This is a genomic window from Caldimonas thermodepolymerans, assembly GCF_015476235.1.
In the GTDB taxonomy this organism is placed as follows: domain Bacteria; phylum Pseudomonadota; class Gammaproteobacteria; order Burkholderiales; family Burkholderiaceae_C; genus Caldimonas; species Caldimonas thermodepolymerans.
The window spans coordinates 1,660,736-1,685,195 of record NZ_CP064338.1; the positions used below are offsets into that span (position 1 = coordinate 1,660,736).

24 protein-coding genes are annotated in these 24,460 nt (G+C 70.1%); 17 read left to right on the forward strand and 7 right to left on the reverse strand.

Annotation, left to right across the window (positions count from 1 at the left end):
• Positions 1-5 precede the first annotated feature (5 nt).
• The 6 genes from IS481_RS07800 to IS481_RS07825 all read left to right on the forward strand — a co-directional run bounded on the left by IS481_RS07800 (position 6) and on the right by IS481_RS07825 (position 5,823).
• Positions 6-1,073: a pentapeptide repeat-containing protein gene (locus tag IS481_RS07800; RefSeq protein ID WP_170067441.1), complete on the forward strand. Its 1,068-nt coding sequence runs from the start codon at positions 6-8 to the stop codon at positions 1,071-1,073.
• Positions 1,070-1,714 carry a DUF3540 domain-containing protein gene (locus tag IS481_RS07805; RefSeq protein WP_104356508.1) on the forward strand — a complete coding sequence of 215 codons (645 nt, stop codon included), beginning with the start codon at positions 1,070-1,072 and terminating at the stop codon, positions 1,712-1,714. Before IS481_RS07800 ends, IS481_RS07805 begins: the two co-directional genes overlap by 4 nt.
• 20 nt (positions 1,715-1,734) lie before the next feature.
• Positions 1,735-2,133 carry a DUF4150 domain-containing protein gene (locus IS481_RS07810; RefSeq protein WP_104356509.1) on the forward strand — a complete coding sequence of 133 codons (399 nt, stop codon included), beginning with the start codon at positions 1,735-1,737 and terminating at the stop codon, positions 2,131-2,133.
• 82 nt (positions 2,134-2,215) lie between these two features.
• A complete protein-coding gene (gene tagH, locus IS481_RS07815) occupies positions 2,216-4,006 on the forward strand; it encodes a type VI secretion system-associated FHA domain protein TagH (RefSeq protein ID WP_104356510.1) in 1,791 nt (596 codons plus the stop codon).
• Positions 4,003-4,827, forward strand: a complete 825-nt coding sequence (locus IS481_RS07820; RefSeq protein WP_104356511.1) for a PP2C family protein-serine/threonine phosphatase — start codon at positions 4,003-4,005, stop codon at positions 4,825-4,827. The genes tagH and IS481_RS07820 overlap by 4 nt, the downstream gene beginning before the upstream one ends.
• Before the next feature lie 48 nt (positions 4,828-4,875).
• Positions 4,876-5,823: an OmpA family protein gene (locus IS481_RS07825; RefSeq protein WP_104356512.1), complete on the forward strand. Its 948-nt coding sequence runs from the start codon at positions 4,876-4,878 to the stop codon at positions 5,821-5,823.
• 57 nt (positions 5,824-5,880) lie between these two features.
• On the opposite strand, the gene IS481_RS07830 is transcribed toward IS481_RS07825, so the two are convergent.
• The 3 genes from IS481_RS07830 to IS481_RS07840 form a co-directional block, all read right to left on the reverse strand.
• Positions 5,881-8,163, reverse strand: a complete 2,283-nt coding sequence (locus IS481_RS07830) for a sensor histidine kinase (RefSeq protein WP_104356513.1) — start codon at positions 8,161-8,163, stop codon at positions 5,881-5,883.
• Between the two features lie 54 nt (positions 8,164-8,217).
• The gene (locus tag IS481_RS07835) at positions 8,218-8,952 is read right to left on the reverse strand and encodes a LuxR C-terminal-related transcriptional regulator (protein ID WP_104356514.1); all 735 of its coding nucleotides are present in this window, start codon (positions 8,950-8,952) and stop codon (positions 8,218-8,220) included.
• A gap of 88 nt (positions 8,953-9,040) precedes the next feature.
• On the reverse strand, positions 9,041-10,015 hold the full coding sequence (locus tag IS481_RS07840; RefSeq protein WP_104356515.1) for an NADPH:quinone oxidoreductase family protein: 975 nt from the start codon (positions 10,013-10,015) through the stop codon (positions 9,041-9,043).
• A 126-nt stretch (positions 10,016-10,141) separates the two neighbouring features.
• Here IS481_RS07840 and surE point away from each other — a divergent pair, with 126 nt between their 5' ends.
• Genes surE through rlmD form a run of 5 tightly spaced genes read left to right on the forward strand, consistent with a single transcriptional unit; the run spans position 10,142 to position 15,156 of the window.
• Complete coding sequence (gene surE / locus IS481_RS07845; protein ID WP_104356516.1) at positions 10,142-10,900, forward strand: 5'/3'-nucleotidase SurE; 759 nt, start codon at positions 10,142-10,144, stop codon at positions 10,898-10,900.
• Entirely contained in the window at positions 10,897-11,763 is an 867-nt protein-coding gene (locus IS481_RS07850) for a protein-L-isoaspartate(D-aspartate) O-methyltransferase (RefSeq protein WP_419186821.1), read from the forward strand. The genes surE and IS481_RS07850 overlap by 4 nt, the downstream gene beginning before the upstream one ends.
• A gap of 18 nt (positions 11,764-11,781) precedes the next feature.
• The gene (locus IS481_RS07855) at positions 11,782-12,693 is read left to right on the forward strand and encodes a peptidoglycan DD-metalloendopeptidase family protein (protein ID WP_104356517.1); all 912 of its coding nucleotides are present in this window, start codon (positions 11,782-11,784) and stop codon (positions 12,691-12,693) included.
• Positions 12,694-12,724: 31 nt separating this feature from the next.
• Positions 12,725-13,765, forward strand: a complete 1,041-nt coding sequence (gene rpoS / locus IS481_RS07860; protein WP_194963346.1) for an RNA polymerase sigma factor RpoS — start codon at positions 12,725-12,727, stop codon at positions 13,763-13,765.
• 38 nt (positions 13,766-13,803) lie between these two features.
• Positions 13,804-15,156 carry a 23S rRNA (uracil(1939)-C(5))-methyltransferase RlmD gene (gene rlmD / locus IS481_RS07865; RefSeq protein WP_104356518.1) on the forward strand — a complete coding sequence of 451 codons (1,353 nt, stop codon included), beginning with the start codon at positions 13,804-13,806 and terminating at the stop codon, positions 15,154-15,156.
• A gap of 67 nt (positions 15,157-15,223) precedes the next feature.
• Here the strand turns inward: rlmD and IS481_RS07870 are convergent, their stop codons facing one another.
• On the reverse strand, positions 15,224-15,913 hold the full coding sequence (locus IS481_RS07870) for a Bax inhibitor-1/YccA family protein (protein WP_104356519.1): 690 nt from the start codon (positions 15,911-15,913) through the stop codon (positions 15,224-15,226).
• 176 nt (positions 15,914-16,089) lie between these two features.
• Here IS481_RS07870 and IS481_RS07875 point away from each other — a divergent pair, with 176 nt between their 5' ends.
• A complete protein-coding gene (locus tag IS481_RS07875; RefSeq protein ID WP_104356520.1) occupies positions 16,090-16,497 on the forward strand; it encodes a GlcG/HbpS family heme-binding protein in 408 nt (135 codons plus the stop codon).
• A 106-nt stretch (positions 16,498-16,603) separates the two neighbouring features.
• On the opposite strand, the gene IS481_RS07880 is transcribed toward IS481_RS07875, so the two are convergent.
• Complete coding sequence (locus tag IS481_RS07880) at positions 16,604-16,840, reverse strand: hemin uptake protein HemP (protein WP_104356521.1); 237 nt, start codon at positions 16,838-16,840, stop codon at positions 16,604-16,606.
• 134 nt (positions 16,841-16,974) lie between these two features.
• The gene (locus IS481_RS07885; RefSeq protein ID WP_104356522.1) at positions 16,975-17,190 is read right to left on the reverse strand and encodes a (2Fe-2S)-binding protein; all 216 of its coding nucleotides are present in this window, start codon (positions 17,188-17,190) and stop codon (positions 16,975-16,977) included.
• A 314-nt stretch (positions 17,191-17,504) separates the two neighbouring features.
• On the opposite strand from IS481_RS07885, the gene IS481_RS07890 reads away from it, so the two are divergent.
• Entirely contained in the window at positions 17,505-18,257 is a 753-nt protein-coding gene (locus IS481_RS07890) for a protein-S-isoprenylcysteine O-methyltransferase (RefSeq protein WP_232529503.1), read from the forward strand.
• Here IS481_RS07890 and bfr read toward each other — a convergent pair.
• Complete coding sequence (gene bfr / locus IS481_RS07895; RefSeq protein ID WP_104356523.1) at positions 18,250-18,726, reverse strand: bacterioferritin; 477 nt, start codon at positions 18,724-18,726, stop codon at positions 18,250-18,252. The genes IS481_RS07890 and bfr overlap by 8 nt on opposite strands.
• 311 nt (positions 18,727-19,037) lie before the next feature.
• Between bfr and carA the strand changes: the two genes are divergently transcribed.
• From carA to IS481_RS07915, 4 genes are all read left to right on the forward strand, one after another.
• Positions 19,038-20,195: a glutamine-hydrolyzing carbamoyl-phosphate synthase small subunit gene (gene carA / locus IS481_RS07900; RefSeq protein WP_104356524.1), complete on the forward strand. Its 1,158-nt coding sequence runs from the start codon at positions 19,038-19,040 to the stop codon at positions 20,193-20,195.
• Entirely contained in the window at positions 20,188-23,430 is a 3,243-nt protein-coding gene (gene carB, locus IS481_RS07905; RefSeq protein ID WP_104356525.1) for a carbamoyl-phosphate synthase large subunit, read from the forward strand. The genes carA and carB overlap by 8 nt, the downstream gene beginning before the upstream one ends.
• Positions 23,431-23,516: 86 nt before the next feature.
• Positions 23,517-23,993: a transcription elongation factor GreA gene (gene greA / locus IS481_RS07910; protein WP_104356526.1), complete on the forward strand. Its 477-nt coding sequence runs from the start codon at positions 23,517-23,519 to the stop codon at positions 23,991-23,993.
• Positions 23,994-24,010: 17 nt separating this feature from the next.
• Positions 24,011-24,454, forward strand: a complete 444-nt coding sequence (locus IS481_RS07915) for a DUF4149 domain-containing protein (protein WP_104356637.1) — start codon at positions 24,011-24,013, stop codon at positions 24,452-24,454.
• Positions 24,455-24,460: the final 6 nt, after the last annotated feature.

Genomic DNA, 24,460 nt, shown 5'->3' on the forward strand with positions numbered 1-24,460 from the left:
TGGACGTGACCCAACTCCGGGCGGCGCTGGACAGCGGCGAGCCGCTGGTCGGCGTGTCGGTGCAGGGCGCCGATCTGCGCGGGCTGTCGCTCGGCGGTGCGGTCTACGAGAACGTCGACCTGCGCGGTTGCCGCATGGACGGCGCGACCGTGCGCGACGCGATCCTCGTCAAGTGCCAGCTCGACGGCGCGAGCCTGGAAGGGGCCGACCTCCGCCAGCTCGCGCTGCACGAGTGCAGCCTGGAGGGCGTGGTGATGCGCTCGGTGCAGGCGCAGGGCCTGCAGGTGGTGGCGTGCCGGCTGGCCCGCTCCGACTGGCGCGGCGCGGACCTGACCGACGCCGCCTTCCTGGACTGCCAGCTGCAGCAGGCCGTGTTCGCCGGGGCCACCGTCAACGGCACCACCTGGCTGGACGGCAGCCTGGACGAGGCCGACCTCGGGGCGACGCACCTGCACAAGGCGGTGCTGGTCGGCGCCGACCTGTCGCGTGCACGCCTGGGCGGCGCGCGCTTCGACCAGTGCGTGATGAACAAGGTGAAGCTCGCCGGGGCGGACCTCGGCGGCATGGACCTGCGCCTGAGCCAGCTGTTCGAGGCGGACCTGCAGGGCACTCGGCTGGTCAGGGCACAGCTGCAGCAGTGCGGCTTCAAGGGCGCGCTGCTGCAGGGCGCCGACCTGTCCGGCGCGATCGCCCCGCAGGCCGTGTTCGTCGAGGCCCAGGCCGACGGGGCCCGCTTCGCCGGCGCCGACCTGCTGCAGTCGCTGCTGATCGATGCCGGGCTGCAGGGCGCCGACTTCCGCGCCGCGCGGCTGGAGCAGGCGATGTTCCACCGGGCCCGCTGCGCCCAGGCCGACTTCAGCGACGCCAACCTGGTCTACGCCGACTTCTCGCATGCGGACCTGCGCGGCTGCCGCTTCGACGGCATCCGCACCGAACGCACCAGGTTCCACCTCGCGCAGCGCGAAGGCGTGCGCCTGCCCGCCGGCGCCAGCGTCCTGGGCGACGACGAAGCGCTGGCCCGGGCCGAGCGCTGGCAGCCCCCCGTTTCTTCTCCGACCGGAGTGCCACGATGAATCCGACCTCCACCTCCGTCCCTCCCCGCGCCCCCACCGCCGCCGAGGCCCGCTGGCTCACCGGCACCGTGGCGCACTGCGATGCCGACACGTGCTACGTGAGCCTGGAGCGCGAGGGCCGGGCCTGCGAGGCGCGCCGCGCCTTCGGCTGCCTGGTCGCACCCGCCGTCGGCGACCTTGTCGCCGTGCTGTGCGACGAGCACGGGCAGCACCACGTCATCGCCGTGCTGCACCGTCCGGTCGAGGCCGAGGCGACGCTGAGCGTGCCGGGCCGCATGGTGATCGAGGCACCGGCCGGGCTGGCGGTGCGCGCGGGGCAGGGCATCGAGCTGCAGGCCGACGTGCTGGACGGGCGCGTGGGCGAGGTGCGCTGGTGGAGCCGGCTGATGCAGCTGACCGGCAAGGAACTGCTGGTGCGCACCGGGCTGGCGCGGCTGGCCTGCAGCGTCGCCGACCTGGTGACGCAGCGTTCGCAGGTGCAGGCCGAGCGCAGCTACCGCACGATCGCTGCGACCGAGCACGTGCGCACCCGCGTGCTGGACGTGCAGGCCGAGCAGGTCGTGCACCTGCGGGCACGCCACACGCTGGTGACGGCGCAGCAGCTGACCAAGCTCGACGGTGCCCAGGTGCACGTCGGCTGACACGCGACGAGGAGCTTCCGATGTTCGCCAACACCCAGATGGCCGGCCAGAGCCTGGCGTTTCCCGACGTCTGCCTGACCCCGGCGCCGCCCGGGCCGCCGATCCCGGTCCCGTATCCCAACATCGCGATGTCGCCGATGGCCGTGGGCGCCGCCTACAACGTGCTGATCGACTGCATGCCGGCGCACAACATGGGCACCGTGGTGCCGCTGACCAACGGCGACAACGCCGGCATCGGCACGGGCGTGGCCTCGGGCATGGTGATGGGGCAGGCCCGGCATCTGACGGGGGCCTTCACCGTGCTGGTGGGCGGCAAGCCCGCCACGCGGCTGAGCAGCATGAGCCTGCAGAACGGCACCAACGCACCGGGTTGCCAGATCGTGCCCAGCCAGGTCAAGGTGTTGATGTTGGCGCCATGAGTCCCTTCGTGTCCCCAGGCGAAGGGGGAGGCCGGCCGCGCCGTGCGTCCCCTTCGAGCCTACACATTCCAGTGGTGGTCACATGCTCCAGATTCGAGTCGTGAGCGTCGCGGGGCAGCCCCCCGCCACCCCCATCGTCGCCCAGTTCGGCCCGGCCGGGGGCAGCATCGGTCGCAACGAAGGCAACACGCTGGTGCTGCCCGACGAGGCCAAGACGATTTCCCGGCAGCACGCGCTGATCCAGATGCAGGGGCAGGGCTACGTGCTGCTCGACAAGGGCGCCAACCCGACCCTGCGCAACCGCGTGCCGGTCGGCGCGGGGCAGGTGGTGCCGCTGGAGCCCGGCGACGAGCTGTGCATCGGGCCGTACGTGCTGACGGTGGAGCGGCCGGCCGCGGCGGCCTTCGACCCGAACAGCACCCAGGTCGCCCCGGCGCCGGTCGCCCCGGTGCCGCCGTCCGCTCCCGCAGCCCCGTTCGCCCTGCCGCCGGCTTCGGCCGCGCCCTCGGCCCCGCCGGCAGCGCCCGCCGCGGCGGACGATCCGTTTGCCGGCCTGTTCGGCGCGGCGCCTGCGGCACCGGCCGCCGCACGGGACGACCCGCTGGCAGGGTGGGGCGGGGCCCCGGCACCGGCGCCGGCACCTGGCCCGGTGCCCGCGATCCCGGACGATTTCGATCCGTTTGCCAGCCTGGCCAGGCCCGAGCCCGCCCCGACACCGGCCTTCGATCCGCTCGCTTCGGCGTCGCGCCGCGTGCCGCCACCCATCACCTTCGACCCGCCGGGGGGCAGCGACGACCTCATTGCGCCGGTGCCGGAGAAGTCGGCGTCCATCGACGAGCTGTTCGGCCTGGGCAACACGCCGGCCGATCCGCTGGACGTGCTCAAGTCGGTCGATCCCGCGCCGTCGCCTGCGCCGTCGGCCCCGGTGGACGACCCGCTGGTCCTGTTCGGCGGTCCGCCGGCACCGCAGGGAGCGGGCCCGGCGCAACCGGATCACACGAGCGCCGAGCACATGGCCTTCTCGCTGCCGCCGGTGGCCCGCCCCGCGACGCCGCCGCCTCCGGCGCCCGTGCCGGGGCGCGCGCCCGCGGCGGCCTCGGTGAGCCCCGAGCAGATCGACGACCTGCTCGCTTCGGTCGGCCCGCTGGACGCCAGCAAGATGCCCACCGGCCAGTTCAAGGCCATGCCGCCGGCGCCGTCGGTGCCACCCGCGGCGTCGGCCCCGGCGAGCGCGCGCCCGGCGGGGCCGCCTGCGCAGCCGGCCTCGGTGGACGCCCTGATGGCCGCGTTCAGCGAAGGGCTGGGCGCGCCGGTCAACCTGCCGGACGGCGTCACCGAGGAGTTCATGTACCGCATGGGCGGGCTGGTGCGCGAGGCCATCAAGGGGACCGTGGACCTGCTCAACGCACGCGCCGTCACCAAGCGCGAGGTCAAGGCCAGCGCGACGCTGATCATGGAGCGCAACAACAACCCGCTGAAGTTCTCGCCCGACGCGAAGACGGCAATGCTGTACCTGGTCTCGGGTCGCCTCAACCCGGCCTTCATGCCGCCGATCACCGCGATGCGCGACGCGTACAACGACCTGCGCTCGCACCAGTTCGGCTTCATGGCCGGCACCAAGGCCGCGCTCGAAGGCGTGCTGGAGCGCTTCGAGCCGCAGCGGCTGGAGAGCCGCCTGACCGACAAGGGCCTGGTCGAGTCGCTGATCCCGGCGGCGCGCAAGGCCCGCCTGTGGGACCTGTTCAACGAGCTGTACCAGGAGATCGCGCGCGAGGCCGAGGACGACTTCCACGCGCTGTTCGGGCAGGCCTTCCTGAAAGCCTACGAGGAGCATGTCGAGGCGCTGCGGCGCGACATGCCGGAAGACGAATGATGCTGTCGCTGACCGCGCACCTGCTGCACAGCCAGGGAGGCCGCTCCTACCAGGAGGACGCCTGGGGCTACCACGTGAGGCAGGACGTCGCCTGCCTCGTGGTCGCCGACGGGGCGGGCGGCCACGGGGGCGGGGACCTGGCCTCGCAGCTGGTGGTGCGAGCCATCCTGGAGCAGCACGCGATGCAGCCGCAGTGCTCGATGGAAGCGGCCGCGGCGCTGATCCAGCATGCCCAGCAGGTGGTCCTGGCCGGGCAGCGCCGCTTCGCGCAGTACACCGACATGCGCTCCACCGTGGTGATGGCGCTGGTGGACCTGGCGACGGGACAGGCGGTGTTCGGCAATGTCGGCGACTCGCGCGCCTACTGGTTCCACGACGCGACCGTGCTGCTGCAGACCCGCGACCACAGCTTGGTGCAGCAGATGGTCGATGCCGGCATGATCGGCAGCGACCAGATCCGCTCGCGCAAGGAGCGCAGCGTGCTGACCAGTTCGCTGGGCAGTCCCGGCGCGCTCGAACCCTACGTCTACGAGCTCGGCCGCCCGGCCGCCGCGGGCGACGTGCTGCTGCTGTGCACCGACGGCCTGTGGGAGTACGTGCACGAGGACGAGATGCAGCAGGTGCTGCGGCTGGACCAGGACGGCGACCGCCATCTCGCCTGCTTCGAGCAGCGGGTGCAGCAACGCGCCCCGCGCCATTGCGACAACTTCACCGGGCTGATGGCCGTCTTCCACCGCGATGACGCCGCCACTGGCCAGGCCCTGGACCCGGAATCCACCGTGATCGCGCCGCTGGACCCGTTGGGACGCGGCCCGGCTTGAGCCACGGGCGGGACACGGTCACCCACGAGAACTTCCCAGGAGAACCCCATGAACATGCGAGCCCCTTTCATCCTGCACACCGTCGCTGCGGCCTGCGTCGCGTTCGCGGTGTCGGCCTGCGGCGACAAGCCGTCCGAGGCGCCGGCCGCGCCACCGTCTGCAGCCGGCACTGCCGCGCCGGCGGGCAACGAGGTGCTGTTCGAGGCGAACCAGAACGTGGCGGTCACCGGCCCGGCCTTCATCGAATGGCGCGACCAGATGCTGGCCCAGGGCGAGGGCAAGCTGCTGCAGGTCACCGGACGGGCCTACGCCAACGAGAGCGGCAGCGGCGGCGAGGACCTCGGGCAGGCACGCGCCGAGGCGGCCAGCATCCTGTTCATGGAAAAGCTCGATCCCGAGCGCATCGTGCTGAAGTCGGAGACCCTGCCCGGCGATCCGCCCTCCGGCCGCTTCGAGGCGGTGCGCTTCGAGTGGATCGACGCCCCGGCCGACGCAGTGGCCGGCGCCGAGGCCGGAGCCGAGCCCGCGAGCGGCGAGGAGGCGGCCACGAGCGTGGCGGCGGCACCGGCTCCGGAACCGGCAGCACCGGCAGCCGAACCTGCGCCGGCCGCCGAGCCGGTCCCCGCGCCCGCGCCGGCCGCCAGTCCCGCGCCTGCGGCCGCCGACAGCGTGCGCGCGCTGGTGCTGTACTTCGACACCGGCAGCGCCACCCCGCGCCTGGGCGCCGAGGAGCGCAAGCAGCTGCAGGCGCTGGTGGCTTCGGCCGGCGAGGGGGGCATCAACGTGGTCGGCCATGCGGACAGCCGCGGTGCCCCCGAGTTCAACCGGACCCTGAGCGCCGCGCGGGCCGAGGCGGTCAAGCGCCTGCTGGTGCGCCTGGGCGCGAAGGCCGAGGCGGTGCAGACCAGCGGCCAGGGCTCGGACCAGCCGGTCGAAAGCAACGACGCGGCAGCCGGCCGGGCGAAGAACCGGCGGGTCGAGATCAGCGTGATGTGACGAGGCTGCGGTGGTCGCCGGTGCGGCGGCCACCGCAGGCCGGGCGCCTGCGCCGCTTCAGTCGGTGGGCCGGAACTGCTGGATCAGCACGCGGCACTCGATGCCATGCGGCGCGACTTCCTTCCACTCGACGTCACCGCCCAGCTGCTTGACCCGCTTGCGGATGCCGCCCAGGCCCAGCCCGTGGGTCCACGCGGCGGGGTTGCGCCCGATGCCGTTGTCGCGCACCACCAGCTCCAGGCGTTCCTGCTGCAGCGTGATGGTCACGTCCACCCGCGTGGCGCGTGAATGCGCGATGGCGTTGTTCGCCAGTTCCCGCAGCACCCGGGTCAGCGCCGACCATTGCACCACGCCGATCGGCACGTTGCGGTCGAAGCTGGTGTTCCAGCCCAGCTCGCATTCCGCCGCATCCAGCCGGTGCGCGAGGTCGCTCTTCCATTCGGCGGCCGCATCCGCCAGGTGATGGTGCTGCGCGGCCAGCCCGCGCGTGAGCGTCTTGAGGTCCTGCAGGGTGTGGCGGACGTAGTCCTCCATCTCCGGCGTCGGCGACTTGTACATCAGTGTCAGCAGCCGTGCGCCGATGTCGTCGTGCAGGTCCTGCGCGATGCGGGCGCGTTCTTCCGAGCGACCCTGTTCGACCGCCTTGTCGAAGGCCACGGCGCGGCGCAGCTGCTCGAAGATGCGGTCGGTCAGGCGCGCGTCCTCGCTGGTGAACAGCTTGCGCCCGCGGTGGGCGAAGCGGATCACGATGGAGCCCATGCTGGGCGCCTGGGGCTGCGGGTTGACCATGTTGGGGATGGGCACCACCAGCGTCGAGCCGTTGTTGAGCACGCGCGAGGCCGCCGTGAGCTTGTCCACCACGTGAATCTCCAGCGGCTCGAACAGATCGCGCAGCAGCCGCACCAGCAGCGGGCCGGTGCGCTCCGGCCGGGCCTCGACCTCGCGCGCGATCTTGTACAGCTGCTCGAACATCCGCTCGGTCGTGACCACGCTGCTGCCCATCAGTCGGTCCAGCAGCCATTGCCGGGCGCCGACGTACAGCCCCAGCGAGACGAACAGCGCCAGCGTCACCGAGGTCAGCTGTCCCAGCGAGAAGGCCGCGACGAACAGCAGGTCCAGCGAGGTGGCCACCGTGGTGATCGCCGCCAGCAGCGAGAACTCGCGCATCACCTGCTGCGACTTGGACAGGAACGGGATCAGCAGCAGCAGCGAGGCGAAGAACACGTACCAGATCATCGAGCCGATGATCGAGATGTTCTGCTGGATGCCCGGCTGGCCGTCGGCCGTGGCCAGCGCCACGGTGAGCAGCACCCAGGTCCCGACCACGATGCCGCCGAAACGGCGCAGCACCAGCGCGAACGGGTTGGGCTCGAGCCGGTGCGACCAGGTCAGCACCGCGATCGAGGCCGCCCCCATCAGCGCCCCCAGGCCCTGCACCCACCACCACACGCCCGGCAGCCAGCCGGCCAGCGACAGCGCCAGCAGCAGGGCCGCGGCGGACCAGGCGAGCGCGATGGCCAGCGGCGCGCGCGGGATGCGGCGCGGGTACATCGCGGTCGCGTGCACGGCCGCTGCAGCGGCGGCCAGGTCGAAGGCCACGCGGCAGTGCAGGTCCCAGCCTGCCAGGTGCGGTGGCCAGACCAGTTCCAGGGTCGACTCGATGGCGATGAACACCAGGTTGCCGGCCTGGCCGAGCGTCATGACCGCGTAGATCGCGTTGCGCCGTCCCGGGCGCGACAGCACCACCGACAGCGTCACCCCCCAGACCACCAGCGCCAGCGCGCACAGCAGCCAGAACAACAGGCCCAGCCCGCCGAAGCCGCGCGGCTTGGGAGTCACCTCCAGCAGCGAGCCGTCGCTGAAGTGCAGGTGCAGCGAGGGTTCGGCGAGCAGCCGTTGCAGCAGCTGCTGCTGGCGCAGGTAGTCGCGGCTGCGGGTGTCGTCGATGATCCAGCGCGCCGACCGCTGCAGCGTCAGCGCGTCGACCGGGACGAAGGCGTGCTCGTCGGTCGACAGGCCGGCCAGCTTGCGGCCTTGTGCGGCCTGCAGCAGGGCATCGTCGGTGGCGTACAGCTCGACCGACCCGTCGGCCAGCGTGCGCCACGACGCCCCGATCTTCGGCTGCTGGGCCAGCCAGTACGCGAGAGAGAACACGCCCAGGCAGGCGAGCAGGGTCGCCGCGGCGAGCAGCCGCAGGCGCCAGCCGAGCCAGCGTCCCGGCGGATGCCGGCCCAGCCGCTGGGAGAACGCGTTCCACTGGCCCGTGCTGAGCAGGGTGCCGGAGCCCGCCGGAGCCGTGCCGTGCAGGTCCGGCGGCAGCGAGTGCGGGGCGGAACTCATCGCGGCCTAGGGATCGGCAAACCGCTGCAGCCGGTCGGGACGGCGCCAGGGCCCTTACACCAGTCCCTGCTTGCTGGCCAGCACGGCCGCCTCGGCGCGACTGGAGACGTTCAGCTTCTTGTAGATGGACTTGATGTGGTCATTGACCGTGAACCACTTGATCCCCATGAGGCTCGCGATCTCCTTGATCGTGAAGCCCTTGCTGAGGTAGGTCAGCACCTCGTTCTCGCGCGGCGTCAGGCGCTCGTAGTCCAGCTTGTCGGCCGGGTCCATGGGGATCGGCGGATGCGCAGGCGGGTGGGCCGGCGCAGCCTGCGCCGGGGTGCCGGCGCCATGCTCGCCATGGCGGAAGTGCGTCAGCAGCCGCCGTGCGATGGCGGGCGACAGCGGCGGCTGGCCACGCACGATCTTCTGCAGTTCCTCGACCAGCACCTCGAAACGGTCTTCCTTGAGCAGGTAGCCGTCCGCACCACACTGGAGCGCGGGGAACAGGTGCTCGTCGTCGGAATACAGCGTCGTGATGACCTTGGTGGCGGGGTACTGCGCGAGCTGCTGCAGCAGTTCCAGGCCGCTGCCGTCCGGCAGCTCGAGGTCGAGCAGCATCAGCTTGAACGGGTCCGGGCCTGGCACCACCGGACGTCCGGCCTGCAGGCCGATGTGGCGCCGCGCCGTCTCGAGGTCACCAGCCTCGGTGATGGCAATGGCGTCGCTGAAGCTGTCCCTGACCACGCGGCACAGGAACGCCCGAGCTACCGGGTTGTCCTCGACGATCAGTACCTTGACGGCCATGGTAGTGCGTTGTGTTGCTCACAAACCGCACAATGGTAGCGCACGCCGTGGCCTTGCAGCCGCAGATTCGATGCTGCGAGCAGCAGTTTCAGTTGGTCAGCACGACCTTGCCGCGCACCTGCCGCGAGGCCATCAGCTCGAACGCGCGGGGCAGCTCCTGCATCGGCAGCTGGTGCTCGATGACCGGCTTGATCCGGCCTTGACCGTACCAGGCCGCCAGCTGCGCCAGCGCTTCGGCGTTGCGCTTCGGCTCGCGCTTCGCGAACTCGCCCCAGAACACGCCGACCAGCGAGGCCCCCTTGAGCAGGGCCAGGTTCAGCGGCAGCGAGGGAATGCTGCCTTGCGCGAAGCCGATCACCAGGTAGCGGCCGCGCCAGGCGATCGAGCGGAACACCGGTTCGGCGAGGTCGCCGCCCACGGGGTCGTAGACCACGTCCGGGCCACGTCCGTCGGTGGCGGCGCGGATCTGCTCGCGCAGGTCGCCGTGGCTGTAGTTGATCGTGGCATCGGCGCCCAGCTCGCGGCACAGCGCGCACTTCTCGTCGGTCGAGGCGGCCGCGACGACGCGCGCGCCGGCGGCCTTCGCGACCTGGATCGCCGCGGTGCCGACCCCGCCGGCCGCACCCAGCACCAGCACGGTCTCGCCCGCCTGCAGCGCGGCGCGGTCGATCAGCGCGTGGTAGGTCGTGCCGTAGGTGCACAGGAAGGCGGCGGCATCCGGGAAGCTGAAGCCCTCGGGCAGCTTCATCACCACCGCTGCCGGGGCCACCGCGTGCGTGGCGAAGCCGCCGGTGCCGGCGAACGCGGCCACCGGGTCGCCGGGGCGCAGGTGCGACACGCCCGCGCCGACCGCCTCGATCACCCCGGCGTACTCCGCGCCCGGCACGAAGGGCAGGGGCGGCTTGACCTGGTACTTGTTCTGCACGATCAGCAGGTCGGGGAAGTTGAGGCTCGCGGCCTTCACCGCCACGCGGATCTCGCCGGCCTGCGGTTCGGGGGCGGGCAGTTCCTTCCAGGTCAGGGCCTGCGGGCCGACCGGGTTGTCACAGATCCAGGCATGCATCGGCGTCTCCTCGGCTGGGAATCGAGCCATGATAGGCAGCGCCGGCGTCGCGCAGCGTCACCGAGGTGACGCGGCCGTCGCCGGGCCCCATGGGGCACCTGCGGGCGGCCTCAATACAATCCCCGCATGCGCATACTTGTTGCCAATGACGACGGCTACCTCGCACCGGGGCTGCAGGCGCTGGTCGAGGCCTGCCGTGGCCTGGGCAGCGTCGACGTGGTGGCCCCCGAGCAGAACGCCAGCGGCACCTCGAATTCCCTGACGCTGCATCGGCCCTTGAGTGCCTTCAAGGCGCCCAACGGCTACACCTTCATCAACGGCACGCCGTCCGACTGCGTCCACGTCGCGCTCACCGGCCTGCTGGAGCACCGCCCCGACCTGGTGGTCTCCGGCATCAACAACGGTGCGAACATGGGCGAGGACACGCTGTACTCCGGCACCGTGGCCGCCGCGATGGAGGCCTACCTGTTCGGCATCCCGGCCATCGCGTTCTCGCTGGTGGACAAGGGGTGGACGCACCTCGATGCCGCGGCTGCCGTCGCGCGCCGCCTGATCGAGCAGGTGGTCGCGCGTCCGCCGGCGCAGGGCGCCTACCTGCTCAACGTCAACATTCCCAACTTGCCGCTCGAGCAGCTGCGCGAGCCGCGCCTGACCCGGCTCGGACGCCGCCACGCCAGCGCGGGCGTGATCCGGCAGGCCAACCCGCGGGGCGAGCCGATCTACTGGATCGGCCCGTCGGGCAGCGCGCGCGAGGCCGGGCCCGGCAGCGACTTCCACGCCACTGCACAGGGCCACGTGTCGATCACGCCCCTGCAGATCGACCTGACCGACCATGCCAGCCTGCCGGGCTGGCAGGCCTGGCTGGACGAGGGGGCGGTGCGGTGAGCGAGCCCGGCAAGCCGCGCGGGCGCAGCTTCCCGCTCAGCCTCGACAAGCTCACGCCGGTGGCCCGCTCGGTGGCCACGCGTCCGTCCGCCGCGGCCCCCGCGCTGACGCCGGCGCGCCCGACGGCGCCGGAGCGCAAGCCGAACCTGCTGCGGCCGCAGCGGCTGCTGCAGCAGGCCGCGCTCGACCGCGAGCGCCAGGTGCGCCCGGCCGGGCTCGGGCTGGACTCCGAGCTGGTGCGCGCGCGCATGGTCGAGCGGCTGCGCGCCCAGGGCATCCGCGACGAGAAGGTGCTGGCGGCGATGCTCGCCGTGCCGCGCCACCTGTTCGTCGACACGGCGCTGGCCAACCAGGCCTACGAGGACACGGCGCTGCCCATCGGCCTGCAGCAGACCATCTCCAAGCCGTCGGTGGTGGCTCGCATGCTGGAGCTGATGCGCGGCAACCGCGGCGACGCGATGCTGCAGCGCGTGCTCGAGATCGGCACCGGCTGCGGCTACCAGGCCGCGGTGCTGGCCCACCTGGCGCGGCTGGTGGTCTCGGTCGAGCGCCTGAAGGCGCTGCACGACAAAGCCCGCGAGCTGCTTGCGCCCTGGCGCGCAGACAACGTGCGGCTGGTATATGGTGACGGCATGCTCGGCCATCCCCCCAATGCGCCGTACGACGGCATCGTCGCGGCAGCCGGCGGGGAGGCGATCCCGCAGGCCTGGCTGGACCAGCTGGCCGTCGGCGGGCGCCTGGTCGCGCCGGTGGTGCGGGGCTCGACGCAGGTGCTCGTGCTCGTGGAGCGGAACGATCGTGGGTTCGTGCGTTCAGAGCATGAAGCCGTCCATTTTGTCCCCTTAAAATCCGGCACGACCTGAGGTCGTGCAAAGTCACCCATGGTGTCCACTTCAGGAGTTCTGATGAGTTTCAAGACGGGCGCGTGCCTTGCAACCGCCTTGTTGTTGGCCGCGTGCGCGACTTCGGACCACCGGGCACCGGTGGAAGATCGCAACCTGTCCGGCGCGCGCGTGCCGGCCAACGGGGCCACCGTCTCGGCCGATCCCGCCAAGCCGCTGCCGCCGGGCAGCGAGAACGCCGGCAAGCCCGGCTACTACACCGTCAAGCCGGGCGACACGCTGATCCGCGTCGGGCTGGAGACCGGCCAGAACTGGCGCGACATCATGCGCTGGAACAACCTCGACAATCCCAACGTGCTGGAAGTCGGGCAGGTGCTGCGCGTGGTGCCGCCGGCCACCGATCCGGCCGGGGTGGCGACGCGCCCGGTGACGGTCGCGCGCGTCGAATCGCGCCCGCTGGACAGCAAGCCGGGGGCGTCCGCGGCATCGGCGCCTGCCGCGTCCGATGCACCTGCCGTGACGCCCGCCCCGTCCGCCTCGCCTGCGCCCGCACCGGCGCCGAGCCAGGCGGACAAGGATGCCGGCGGCATCAACTGGATGTGGCCGGCCCAGGGCCCGGTGATCGCGACCTTCGACGAAGTGCGTAACAAGGGCTTGGGCATCAGTGGCAAGGCGGGCGATCCGGTGTACGCTGCGGCTGACGGGCGCGTGGTGTATGCCGGCTCCGGGTTGCGCGGCTATGGCAACCTGGTGATCGTCAAGCACAACAACGACTACCTGACGGCCTACGCGCACAACCAGACCCTGCTGGTCAAGGAGGACCAAACCGTGCGTCGCGGGCAGAAGATCGCCGAGATGGGCTCCACCGATACCGATCGGGTGAAGCTGCACTTCGAGATCCGCCGGCAGGGCAAGCCGGTCGATCCAGCCAAGTACCTGCCGCCGCGCTGATCGGGGCCGGCGTTCGCAGCGGGCGAGGGCGATGAACAGGAAGCATGCCGAACCGAACGGGCGCGTGCTTCCCGAGCCGGTGCCCGAATCGCTGCTCGATCCCGACGCGCTGGCTTCGCCGCCGCTGCTGTCGTTGCCCCAGGCCGGCGAGGTCAACGGCAACGGCAGCGCGGCGGTCGAACCCAACGGCCGCGCGCTGGCCGAGTTCGATGCCGGCGAATCCGACATCGGCAACACGCTGCAGACCTACCTGCGCGAGATCCGACGCACCCCGCTGCTGACGCCCGAGGAGGAGTACGCCACCGCGACGCGTGCGCGCAGCGGCGACTTCAAGGCGCGGCAGGCGATGATCGAGCACAACCTGCGCCTGGTCGTCAGCATCGCGAAGAACTACCTCGGCCGCGGCCTGCCGCTCACCGACCTGATCGAGGAAGGCAACCTCGGGCTGATGCACGCGATCAACAAGTTCGAGCCCGAGCGCGGCTTCCGCTTCTCGACCTACGCCTCGTGGTGGATCCGGCAGAACATCGAGCGAGCGATCATGCACCAGGCCCGCCTGGTGCGCCTGCCGGTGCACGTGGTGCGCGAGCTCAACCAGGTGCTCAAGGCACGCCGGCAGATCGAGGCCGAGGTGGCCCGCCGCGCCGACGGCGAGAAGGCGGTGCGGGTCGAGGAGATCGCCGCCTACCTGGGCCGGCCGGTGCGCGAGGTGGCCGAGCTGCTCAAGTACGCCGAGGCGCCGGCCTCGCTGGACGCGCCGCTGGAGCGCGACCACTCCGAGTCGATGATGGACATGGTGGCCGACGAGCAGGCCACCGACCCGCTCGGCGCGACGCTCAGCCACGAGGTGGAGCAGCTGCTCGACACCTGGCTTGGCGAACTGAGCGACCGCGAGCGCGAGGTGCTGTCCGGCCGCTACGGCCTGCACGACCGCGAACCGGAAACGCTGGAAGTGCTGGCCGAGCGCCTCGGCCTGACGCGCGAGCGCATCCGCCAGATCCAGCAGGAAGCGCTGCTCAAGCTCAAGCGCCGCATGATCCGCCACGGCGTGGACCGCGACTCCATCTTCTGAGTCTGATCGACCTGCTGCGGGACGGATAATTCCGTCCCATGACACAAGCAGATGAATGGCTGCGGATCGAGTCGCTCGATCTGGAAGCCCAGGGCGTGGCCCACAATGCCGACGGCAAGGTGGTGTTCGTCGACGGTGCATTGCCCGGTGAGGAAGTGCAGGTCGCCGTCACCCGTCGCAGGAACAACTGGGAGCAGGCCCGCGTCGTCGCCTGGCGGCGCGAGAGCGCGCAGCGCGTCCGGCCGCGTTGCGCGCACTTCGGCACCTGCGGCGGCTGCAAGATGCAGCATTTCCATCCTGCGGCGCAGCTCGCGGTCAAGCAGCGCGTGCTCGAGGACCAGCTGTGGCACCTCGGCAAGGTGCGTCCCGAGATGGTGCTGCGGCCGATCCAGGGACCCACCTGGGGCTACCGCTACCGCGCACGCCTGTCGGTGCGCCACGTGCCCAAGAAGGGCGGGGTGCTGGTCGGCTTCCACGAGCGCCGCTCCAGCTATGTCGCCGACATGGACTCCTGCGAGGTGCTGCCGCCGCACGTGAGCGCGCTGCTGCTGCCGCTGCGCGCGCTGATCGCCGGCATGGACGGGCGCGACCGCCTGCCGCAGATCGAGGTCGCCATCGGCGACCACGGGGGGCGGCTCGTCACCGCGCTGGTGCTGCGTCACCTGGAGCCCCTGTCCGATGCCGACGTGGCGCGCTTGCGCGCCTTCGCCGCCGAGCACGGCGTGCAGTGGTGGCTGCAGCCCAAGGGGCCGGACAGCGTGCACCTGCTCGATGCCGCGCAGGTGCCGCTGGCCTACACGCTGCCCGAGTTCGGCATCACGATGCCGTTCAAGCCGACCGACTTCACCCAGGTCAACCACGAGGTCAACCGGGCCCTGGTCGGCCGCGCGCTGCGGCTGCTCGCGCCGCAGCGGGACGAACGCGTGATCGACTGGTTCTGCGGCCTGGGCAACTTCACGCTGCCGATCGCGCGCGGCGCGAAGGAAGTGCTGGGCGTGGAAGGCAGCGAGGCGCTGGTGGCGCGCTCGCGCGAGAACGCCGCGCACAACGGCATCGTCAACGCGAGCTTCGAGGCGCGCAACCTGTTCGAGCTCGAACCGGCCGACCTGGTGGCCTACGGCCGGGCCGACAAGTGGCTGGTCGACCCGCCGCGCGAAGGCGCATTCGCGCTGTCCAAGGCACTGGCCGACCTGGTGCAGCAGCCGCCGACCGACGGCGCCTGGACCCCGCCGCGGCGCATCGTCTACGTGTCGTGCAACCCGGCCACGCTGGCGCGCGACGCGGGCCTGCTGGTGCACCAGGCCGGCTACCGTTGCACCGCTGCCGGCACGGTCAACATGTTCCCGCACACCGCGCACGTGGAGAGCGTCGCGGTGTTCGAGCGCGACTGAGCGCGCGTCTGCTGCCCAGAAAGAAAAGGCCCGCCGAAGCGGGCCTTCCGCGTTCAGGTCGGGCGGGTCATTCGTCGCCGCCGAAGATGCCCAGCAGCGCCAGCAGGTGCTGGAACACGATGTAGATGTCCAGGTAGATCGCCAGCGTGGCGGTCACGTAGTTGGTCTCGCCGCCATCGACGATGCGCTTGAGGTCGTACAGCATGTAGGCGGAGAAGATCACGATGGCCAGCGACGAGATCGTCAGCATCAGGGCCGGCATCTGCAGCCAGATGTTGGCCAGCGAGGCGACGATCAGCATGACGACGCCGACCATCAGCCACTTGCCCATGCCGGACAGGTCGCGCTTGATCGTCGTGGCCAGGGTCGCCATGCCGAAGAACACCAGCGCGGTGCCACCGAAGGCCATCATGATCAGCTGGGCGCCGTTGGCAAAGCCCAGCACCGCCCCGATCAGGCGCGACAGCATCAGCCCCATGAAGAACGTGAAGCCGAGCAACAGCAGCACGCCCACGCCCGAGTTCTTGAACTTCTCGATGGCGAAGAAGAACCCGAACGCGATGGCGAGGAAGGCGAAGAAGCCGAGCAGCGGACTGCTGGCGAAGAAGCTGAAGCCCGTGACCACGCCGATCCAGGCGCCCAGCACGGTGGGCACCAGCGACAGCGCCAGCAACCAGTAGGTGTTGCGCAGGACGCGGTTGCGTTGCTGGGCCAGTACGCCCGAGCGGGAATAGGCTGCCTGCAAGCTTTCGTTCATCGTCGTGCTCCTCTTTCGGTGACGAGGTTTCGACTCCCCCGGGCGATTCTAGTTCCCGCAATCGCAGTGGGGCGATTTCCGCAGTTCGCCCCGATGTGGGGCCGTGGGCTCGCCGGACGGGCGGGATGCTGGCACCATCGCTGCTATAGGACGACTCAATACGAAAGGAGCAACCGATGAAGACCAAGCCCTACCTGACGCTGGACGACGTCAAGAAGATCGCCGCCGGCGCCGAGGCCGAGGCGCTGCGCAACCACTGGGCGGTGAGCATTGCGATCGTCGACGACGGCGGGCACCTGCTGTGGCTGCAGCGGCTGGACGGCGCCGGTCCGGTGTCAGCGCAGATCGCCCCGGCCAAGGCCCGCACCGCGGCGCTGGGTCGCCGGGAAAGCAAGGTCTATGAAGACATGATCAACCAGGGCCGCACCTCGTTCCTGAGCGCGCCCGGCTTGGAAGGCCTGCTCGAGGGCGGGGTGCCGATCATGGTCGAGGGCCAGTGCGTCGGCGCGGTCGGCGTCAGCGGCGTGAAGTCGGGCGAGGACGCCCAGATCGCGAAGGCCGGCATCGCGGCGCTGGGCCAGTGAGGTCGCGGGAAAAGGTGCTTGGCTGAGGGCCGGGCGGACCGGCTCGTGGCTGAGCTCAAAACACGACCCGGCGGCCCTGCGGCCGTCCGGGTCGCCCCACGATGAACTACTTGGTCAGGATCAGCTTGCCGAACTTGGTCGCGCGCAGCTGGTAGAGCGCGCCGTTGTGTTCGATCCGGACCGACTTGCGGCCGCGCAGCAGGGCGCTGCTGGCGATGGCCTCCAGGGCCTCGGCCGCCTCGGCCTGCGGCTGGAGCCGGCCACGGGGGCTGGCATCCGGCCGGTGCGCTGGAACAGCCGTCGGCGCGGTGGCCGGTTCGGTGGCGAGGGCGGACGGTTTCATCGGTCTTCCTGGTTCCAGAAACACTGAAAAACGGGGCAGGTTGCCTGCGGATCAGGGCCGCGACAGGGCCCACCAGGCCCCGAGCAGCACCACCAGCAGGCTCGTCAGCCAGACGAGCAACCCGGTCAGTTCGGTCATGCCAGTGCCAGCTCCGCGGCAAGGGGCAGGTGGGAAGCGGCCGGCTCGTGCCGCAGCGTAGAGGCCAGCTTCTGGCGGGCGCAGTCGGCGCACTGCCCGCAGCAGGTGGCCACGCCCAGCTCCATCTGCAGTTCGTCAAACGACGTGCAGCCAGAACGGGCCACGCGTTCGATGTCCCGGTCGGAGACCCTGCGGCATACGCAAACGATCATCTGGCGAACCCTTTCCAATCGACGCCTGTTCAATCGACGGGGTCAGTATAAATGAGAATGATTCCCACTTGAAAAAGTCTCGCTGGCGGCAGGGGCAAGCATTTGTTACCGAGTTCCCCCCTTTAGGGGACGCGGGCGCCCTGCCTGGGTCCGCATACTGGGGCGCCTGTGGACCACCGTTCGAGGACCCTTGTGACGGCCATCGGCCTGACGCCTTGCATCTGCCGCCCCTCATCCGCCTGTTCGCAGGCGCGCCGCCCCCCGGCACCGGGGCGGCGCCCGGACCGCCGGGACGCACCCCAGGGGGGGGCGGCATGAAGCCGGTCCATGCTTCTTCCGACCCTCGCCGCCCCAATGCCACGGCCGGCGTCTACGGGGCCCGGCTGCGGCTGTGGTTCCCGGTGCTGCTGTTCCTGCTGGCCATGCTGGCCTACCTCTGGCGCCGCGGCAGCGGCGTGCTGTGGCACGAGGTTGCCTGGGCGCTGGCGTCGTTCCTGCAGGCGGCGATCCGCTGGCCGTACGTGGAGGCGAACCGGGCCAACCGCATCGAGGCCAGCCGGGTGGGGCGCCTGGAGCAGTGGCTGATGTTCGTCGTCTTCATGACGCTGCTGTGCCTGCCGATGCTCTCCATCGCCACGCCCTGGCTGGACCGCTTCGGCTACCGGCTGCCGTGGCCGGCCGCGGCGGTCGGGGCAGTGCTGATGGCGGCGTCGCTGTGGCTGTTCCACCGTGCGCACGCCGACCTGGGGCGGCACTGGTCGCCGTCCCTGGAGGTGCACGTCGGGCATGAGCTGGTCACCCACGGGGTGTACCGCCACATGCGGCACCCGATGTACGCGTCGATCTGGCTGTTCGCGCTGGCGCAACCGCTGCTGATCCACAACTGGGTGGCCGGGGTGCTCGGGGTGCCGGGGTTCGCGCTGCTGTACTTCCTGCGCGTGCCGCGCGAGGAGCGGTTGATGCTCGACCGGTTCGGGTCGGCGTACCAGGACTACATGGCCCGCACCGGCCGGCTGTGGCCGCGCGGAGGGCGGCCACGGGAGGGACAGGGGCGTCGCTTCAGCTGAGTTCGCCCATCTGGGCCTGCAGGTAGTTCTGCACGCCGACCTTGTCGACCAGTTCCAGCTGGGTTTCGAGGAAGTCGATGTGTTCCTCGGTGTCGTCCAGGATGTCCTGCAGCAGGTCGCGCGAGACGTAGTCGCGCACCGATTCGCAGTAGGCGATGCCGTCCTTGATCGTGGCCTGGGCGGCCTGCTCGAGCTGCAGGTCGCAGCGCAGGATCTCGACCGTGTCCTCGCCGACCAGCAGCTTGCCGAGGTCCTGCAGGTTGGGCAGCCCGTCGAGCATCAGGATGCGGTCCATCAGCCGGTCGGCGTGCTTCATCTCGCCGATGGATTCCTCGTATTCCTTGCGTGCCAGCTTGTCCAGGCCCCAGTGCTTCAGCATGCGGTAATGCAGGAAGTACTGGTTGATGGCGGTCAGCTCGTTCTTCAGCTGCGCGTTCAGGTACTCGATGACCTTGGGGTCGCCCTTCATGTGGAGTCCTCTTCTTCGTGGGGTGTTTGTCGCGGCATTGTGTCTCCGCGACGAAAGGCTGACAAACTTGCGCAGGCGATGCCCCTGCGCAGCCTTGCGAGGGGCGCCCAAGAAGCAGAAGCGTTTTCATTCCGGACCGCGACCGACCGACCGGGCTCGTGTGCTGCGGTGCAATAAGGAAGGGCGCCTCAGGCTATAATTTTCAGGTTTACCCGCAACCACCCCGCCCCAGCGAAACTCCCCGGCCGTTTCCTTACCGGACTCATGCTGTCGAGCAGAGCTGGGCGTGCACACTCGAACGGAGAATCCCCGTGCTGCCGCAACTGCCTCAAGCACTCCTTGCACTCGCAGACGGCACGGTCTTTCGTGGTACCTCGATCGGCGCAGCCGGTCACACGGTCGGTGAAGTCGTCTTCAACACGGCGCTCACCGGCTATCAGGAAATCCTCACCGACCCCAGCTACTGCCGGCAGATCGTGACGCTCACGTATCCGCACATCGGCAACGTCGGCGTGAACCCTGAGGACATCGAGGCGACGAAAGTCCATGCCGCCGGCCTCATCATCAAGGACCTGCCGGTCCTGGAATCGAACTTCCGGATGACGCAGACGCTGCCGCAGTACCTGCGCGAGCAGGGCACGGTGGCGATCGCTGGCATCGACACGCGGCGGCTGACCCGCATCCTGCGCACCAAGGGCGCGCAGAACGGCTGCATCCTGGCGCTGCCCGAGGGGCAATCGATCACCGAGGCGCACGTGCAGGAGGCCATCGCGAAGGCGCAGGCCGCCCCCAGCATGGCAGGCCTGGACCTGGCCAAGGTCGTCAGCACCGACGGTCCCTACGAGTGGTCCGAGACCGAATGGAAGCTCGGTGCCGGCTACGGCCGCCAGTCCGCGCCGCGCTTCCACGTCGTGGCGTACGACTTCGGCGTCAAGCGCAACATCCTGCGCATGCTGGCCGAGCGCGGCTGCAAGGTCACGGTGCTGCCGGCGACCTCGACCGCGGCCGAGGCGCTGAAACACCAGCCCGACGGCATCTTCCTGAGCAACGGCCCCGGCGACCCGGAGCCGTGCGACTACGCGATCGAGGCCGCGCGCGAGCTGATCGAGCACGGCATCCCGACCTTCGGCATCTGCCTGGGCCACCAGATCATGGCGCTGGCCTCGGGCGCGAAGACCTTCAAGATGAAGTTCGGCCACCACGGGGCCAACCACCCGGTCAAGGACCTCGACACCGGCCGCGTCAGCATCACCAGCCAGAACCACGGCTTTGCGGTGGACGAGAAGTCGCTGCCCGCGAACCTGCGCGCCACGCACGTGAGCCTGTTCGACGGCACGCTGCAGGGGCTGGCGCGCACCGACCGGCCGGCGTTCTGCTTCCAGGGCCACCCGGAAGCCTCGCCCGGCCCGCATGACATCGGTTACCTGTTCGACCGCTTCGTGGCGCTGATGGAGAACAAGAATGCCTAAGCGGCAAGACCTGAAATCGATCCTCATCATCGGCGCCGGCCCGATCGTCATCGGCCAGGCGTGCGAGTTCGACTATTCCGGCGCGCAGGCCTGCAAGGCGCTGCGCCAGGAAGGCTACAAGGTCATCCTGGTCAACAGCAACCCGGCGACCATCATGACCGACCCGGAGATGGCCGATGTCACCTACATCGAGCCCATCACCTGGCAGGTGGTCGAGCGCATCATCGAGAAGGAGCGCCCGGACGCGATCCTGCCGACCATGGGCGGCCAGACCGCGCTGAACTGCGCCCTGGACCTGCACCGCCACGGGGTGCTGGCCAAGTACGGCGTGGAGATGATCGGCGCCAACGAGCACGCGATCGAGAAGGCCGAGGACCGCCTCAAGTTCAAGGAGGCGATGACCAAGATCGGCCTGGAATCGGCCAAGTCCGGCATCGCCCACTCGATGGAAGAGGCCTGGGCGGTGCAGAAGCGCATCGCCGCGGAGACCGGCGGCACGGGCTTCCCGGTCGTGATCCGCCCGAGCTTCACGCTCGGCGGCACCGGCGGCGGCATCGCCTACAACCCGGAAGAGTTCGAGGAGATCTGCAAGCGCGGCCTGGACCTGTCGCCTACCAACGAACTGCTGATCGAGGAATCGCTGATCGGCTGGAAAGAGTTCGAGATGGAGGTGGTGCGCGACAAGGCCGACAACTGCATCATCATCTGCTCGATCGAGAACCTGGACCCGATGGGCATCCACACCGGCGACTCGATCACGGTGGCGCCGGCGCAGACGCTGACCGACAAGGAATACCAGCTGATGCGCAACGCCTCGGTGGCGATCCTGCGCGAGATCGGCGTGGACACGGGCGGCTCGAACGTGCAGTTCGCGATCAACCCGAAGAACGGGCGCATGATCGTCATCGAGATGAACCCGCGCGTGTCGCGTTCCTCGGCGCTGGCGTCCAAGGCCACCGGCTTCCCGATCGCCAAGATCGCCGCCAAGCTGGCGGTGGGCTACACGCTCGACGAGCTGCGCAACGAGATCACCGGCGGCGCGACGCCGGCGAGCTTCGAGCCGACCATCGACTACGTCGTCACCAAGATCCCGCGCTTCGCGTTCGAGAAGTTCCGCGAGGCCGACCCGCACCTGACCACCCAGATGAAGTCGGTGGGCGAGGTGATGGCCATGGGCCGCACCTTCCAGGAAAGCTTCCAGAAGGCGCTGCGTGGCCTGGAGACCGGCATCGACGGCCTGAGCGAGCGCAGCACCGACCGTGAGGAGATCGAGCAGGAGCTGGGCGAGCCCGGCCCCGAGCGCATCCTCTATGTCGCCGACGCCTTCCGCATCGGCATGACGCTGGAGGAGGTGTTCGAGGAAACCGCGATCGATCCCTGGTTCCTGGCGCAGATCCGCGAGCTGGTCGAGGTCGAGGCGGGCCTGGCCGGCCGCACGCTGGCCAGCCTGTCGGCCGAGGAACTGCGCTTCCTCAAGCGCAAGGGCTTTTCCGACCGGCGCCTGGCCAAGCTGCTGGGCTCCAGCGAGCACGAGGTGCGCAAGGCGCGCCATGCGCTGGGCGTGCGCCCGGTCTACAAGCGCGTCGACACCTGCGCCGCCGAGTTCGCGACGCAGACCGCCTACATGTACTCCAGCTATGACGAGGAGTGCGAGGCCGAGCCGACCGACCGCAGGAAGATCATGGTGCTGGGCGGCGGCCCGAACCGCATCGGCCAGGGCATCGAGTTCGACTACTGCTGCGTGCACGCGGCGCTAGCGATGCGCGAGGACGGGTACGAGACCATCATGGTCAACTGCAACCCGGAGACCGTCTCGACCGACTACGACACCTCGGACCGCCTGTACTTCGAGCCGCTGACGCTGGAAGACGTGCTGGAGATCGTCGAGAAGGAAAAGCCCTTCGGCGTGATCGTCCAGTACGGCGGCCAGACCCCGCTGAAGCTGGCGCTGGACCTGGAGGCCAACGGCGTGCCCATCATCGGCACCTCGCCGGACAGCATCGACATCGCCGAGGACCGCGAGCGCTTCCAGCAGCTGCTCAACGACCTGGGCCTGAAGCAGCCGCCCAACCGCACCGCGCGCACCGAGGAAGAGGCGCTCAAGCTCGCGCAGGAGATCGGCTACCCGCTGGTGGTGCGCCCGAGCTACGTGCTGGGCGGTCGTGCGATGGAGATCGTGCACGGCGACAAGGACCTGGAGCGCTACATGCGCGAGGCGGTCAAGGTCTCCGAGAAGTCGCCGGTGCTGCTGGACCGCTTCCTGGATGACGCGATCGAGGTCGACGTCGACTGCATCAGCGACGGCGAGGAGGTCATGATCGGCGGCATCATGGAGCACATCGAACAGGCGGGCGTCCACTCGGGCGACTCGGCCTGCTCGCTGCCGCCGTACTCGCTGCCGCAGTCGCTGCAGGACGAGCTGCGCCGCCAGACCAAGGCGATGGCCAAGGCGCTCAAGGTCGTGGGCCTGATGAACGTGCAGTTCGCGATCCAGGGCGAGGGCGACGACGCGGTCGTCTACGTGCTGGAAGTGAACCCGCGTGCCTCGCGCACCGTGCCGTACGTCTCCAAGGCCACCGGCCAGCCGCTGGCCAAGATCGCCGCGCGCTGCATGGCCGGCCAGAAGCTGCGCGACCAGAAGGGCGTGCGCGGCGAGGTCGTGCCGCCGTACTTCACGGTCAAGGAAGCGGTGTTCCCGTTCAACAAGTTCCCGGGCGTGGACCCGATCCTGGGTCCGGAGATGCGCTCCACCGGCGAGGTCATGGGCGTGGGCCGCACCTTCGGCGAGGCCATGCTCAAGAGCCAGCTGGCCGCCGGCTCGCGCCTGCCTTCGGGCGGCACGGTGTGCATCACGGTCAAGAACGGCGACAAGGAGCGCGCCGTCGCCGTGGCCCGCGAGCTGCACCAGCTCGGCTTCCAGCTGGTGGCGACCAAGGGCACGGCCGCAGCGATCGCCGCGGCCGGCATCCCGGTGCGCACCGTCAACAAGATCAAGGACGGTCGTCCGCACATCGCCGACCTGGTCAAGGCCGGCGAGATCCAGCTGGTGTTCACCACCGTGGACGAAACCCGCACGGCGATCGCGGATTCCCGCTACATCCGCATGGCCGCGATCGCCAACCGGGTGACCTACTACACCACCATGGCCGGCTGCGAGGCCGCCGTCGAGGCGATGAAGCACCAGGCCGACCTGACGGTGTACTCGCTCCAGGAACTGCACAACCAGCTAAACTAAGCACGACTCTAACGATGCGGCCGCCGCCGCCCTCCTGTGCAAGGGAGTGTGGCGGCGGCTGATTTTTTGCTGCCGGAGAGACACTGATGGCCACCATTCCACTGACCAAGCGCGGGGCCGAGAAGCTCAAGGAGGAGCTGCACCGCCTGAAGACGATCGAGCGCCCGGCCGTGATCAACGCGATCGCCGAGGCGCGCGCCCAGGGCGACCTGTCGGAGAACGCCGAGTACGACGCCGCCAAGGACAAGCAGGGCTTCATCGAAGGCCGCATCCAGGAAATCGAGGGCAAGCTGGCCGCCGCCCAGATCATCGACCCGTCCACGCTGGACGCGGGCGGCCGGGTGGTGTTCGGCGCCACGGTCGACCTGGAGGAAGAGGAAACCGGCGAGGCCGTGACCTACCAGATCGTCGGCGACGACGAGGCCGACCTGAAGCAGGGCCTGATCTCGGTCAGCTCGCCGATCGCGCGCGCGCTGATCGGCAAGGAAGTCGGCGACGTGGCGGAGGTGCAGGCCCCGGGCGGCATCAAGCGCTACGAAGTCGTCAACGTCCGCTACATCTGATGTCCGCGCCGGCTGCCATGACGCTGTTGCGCCTGCGCGGCTGGCTGGCCGGCCTGTGGGCCGGCGCCGTGCTGTGCATCGGCGCCCTGGCGGCGCCGTCGCTGTTCGCGGTGCTGGAACGCGCCCAGGCGGGGCTCGCCGCCGGGCGCATGTTCAAGCTCGAGGCGGCGCTGAGCCTGGCGCTGGCGGTGGTGCTGCTGCTGGTCGAGCGCCGGGTGGCCGCGCGCCGGGTCGAGTCGGGCGCCGCCCGTTCGCTGGTCAGCGCCGAGCTGCTGCTGGTGCTGGGCGTGCTGTTCTGCACGGTGGCGGGCTACTACGCGCTGATCCCGCTGATGGAGGAGGCCCGCGCCGGGACCGGCCGCTGGACCTTCATGCAGCTGCACGGCGTCTCGAGCGCCTTCTTCGGCGTCAAGGCGCTGCTGCTCGCGGCGCTGGCCTGGCGCTGCGCCGCCCCGCGCTGACGGCGG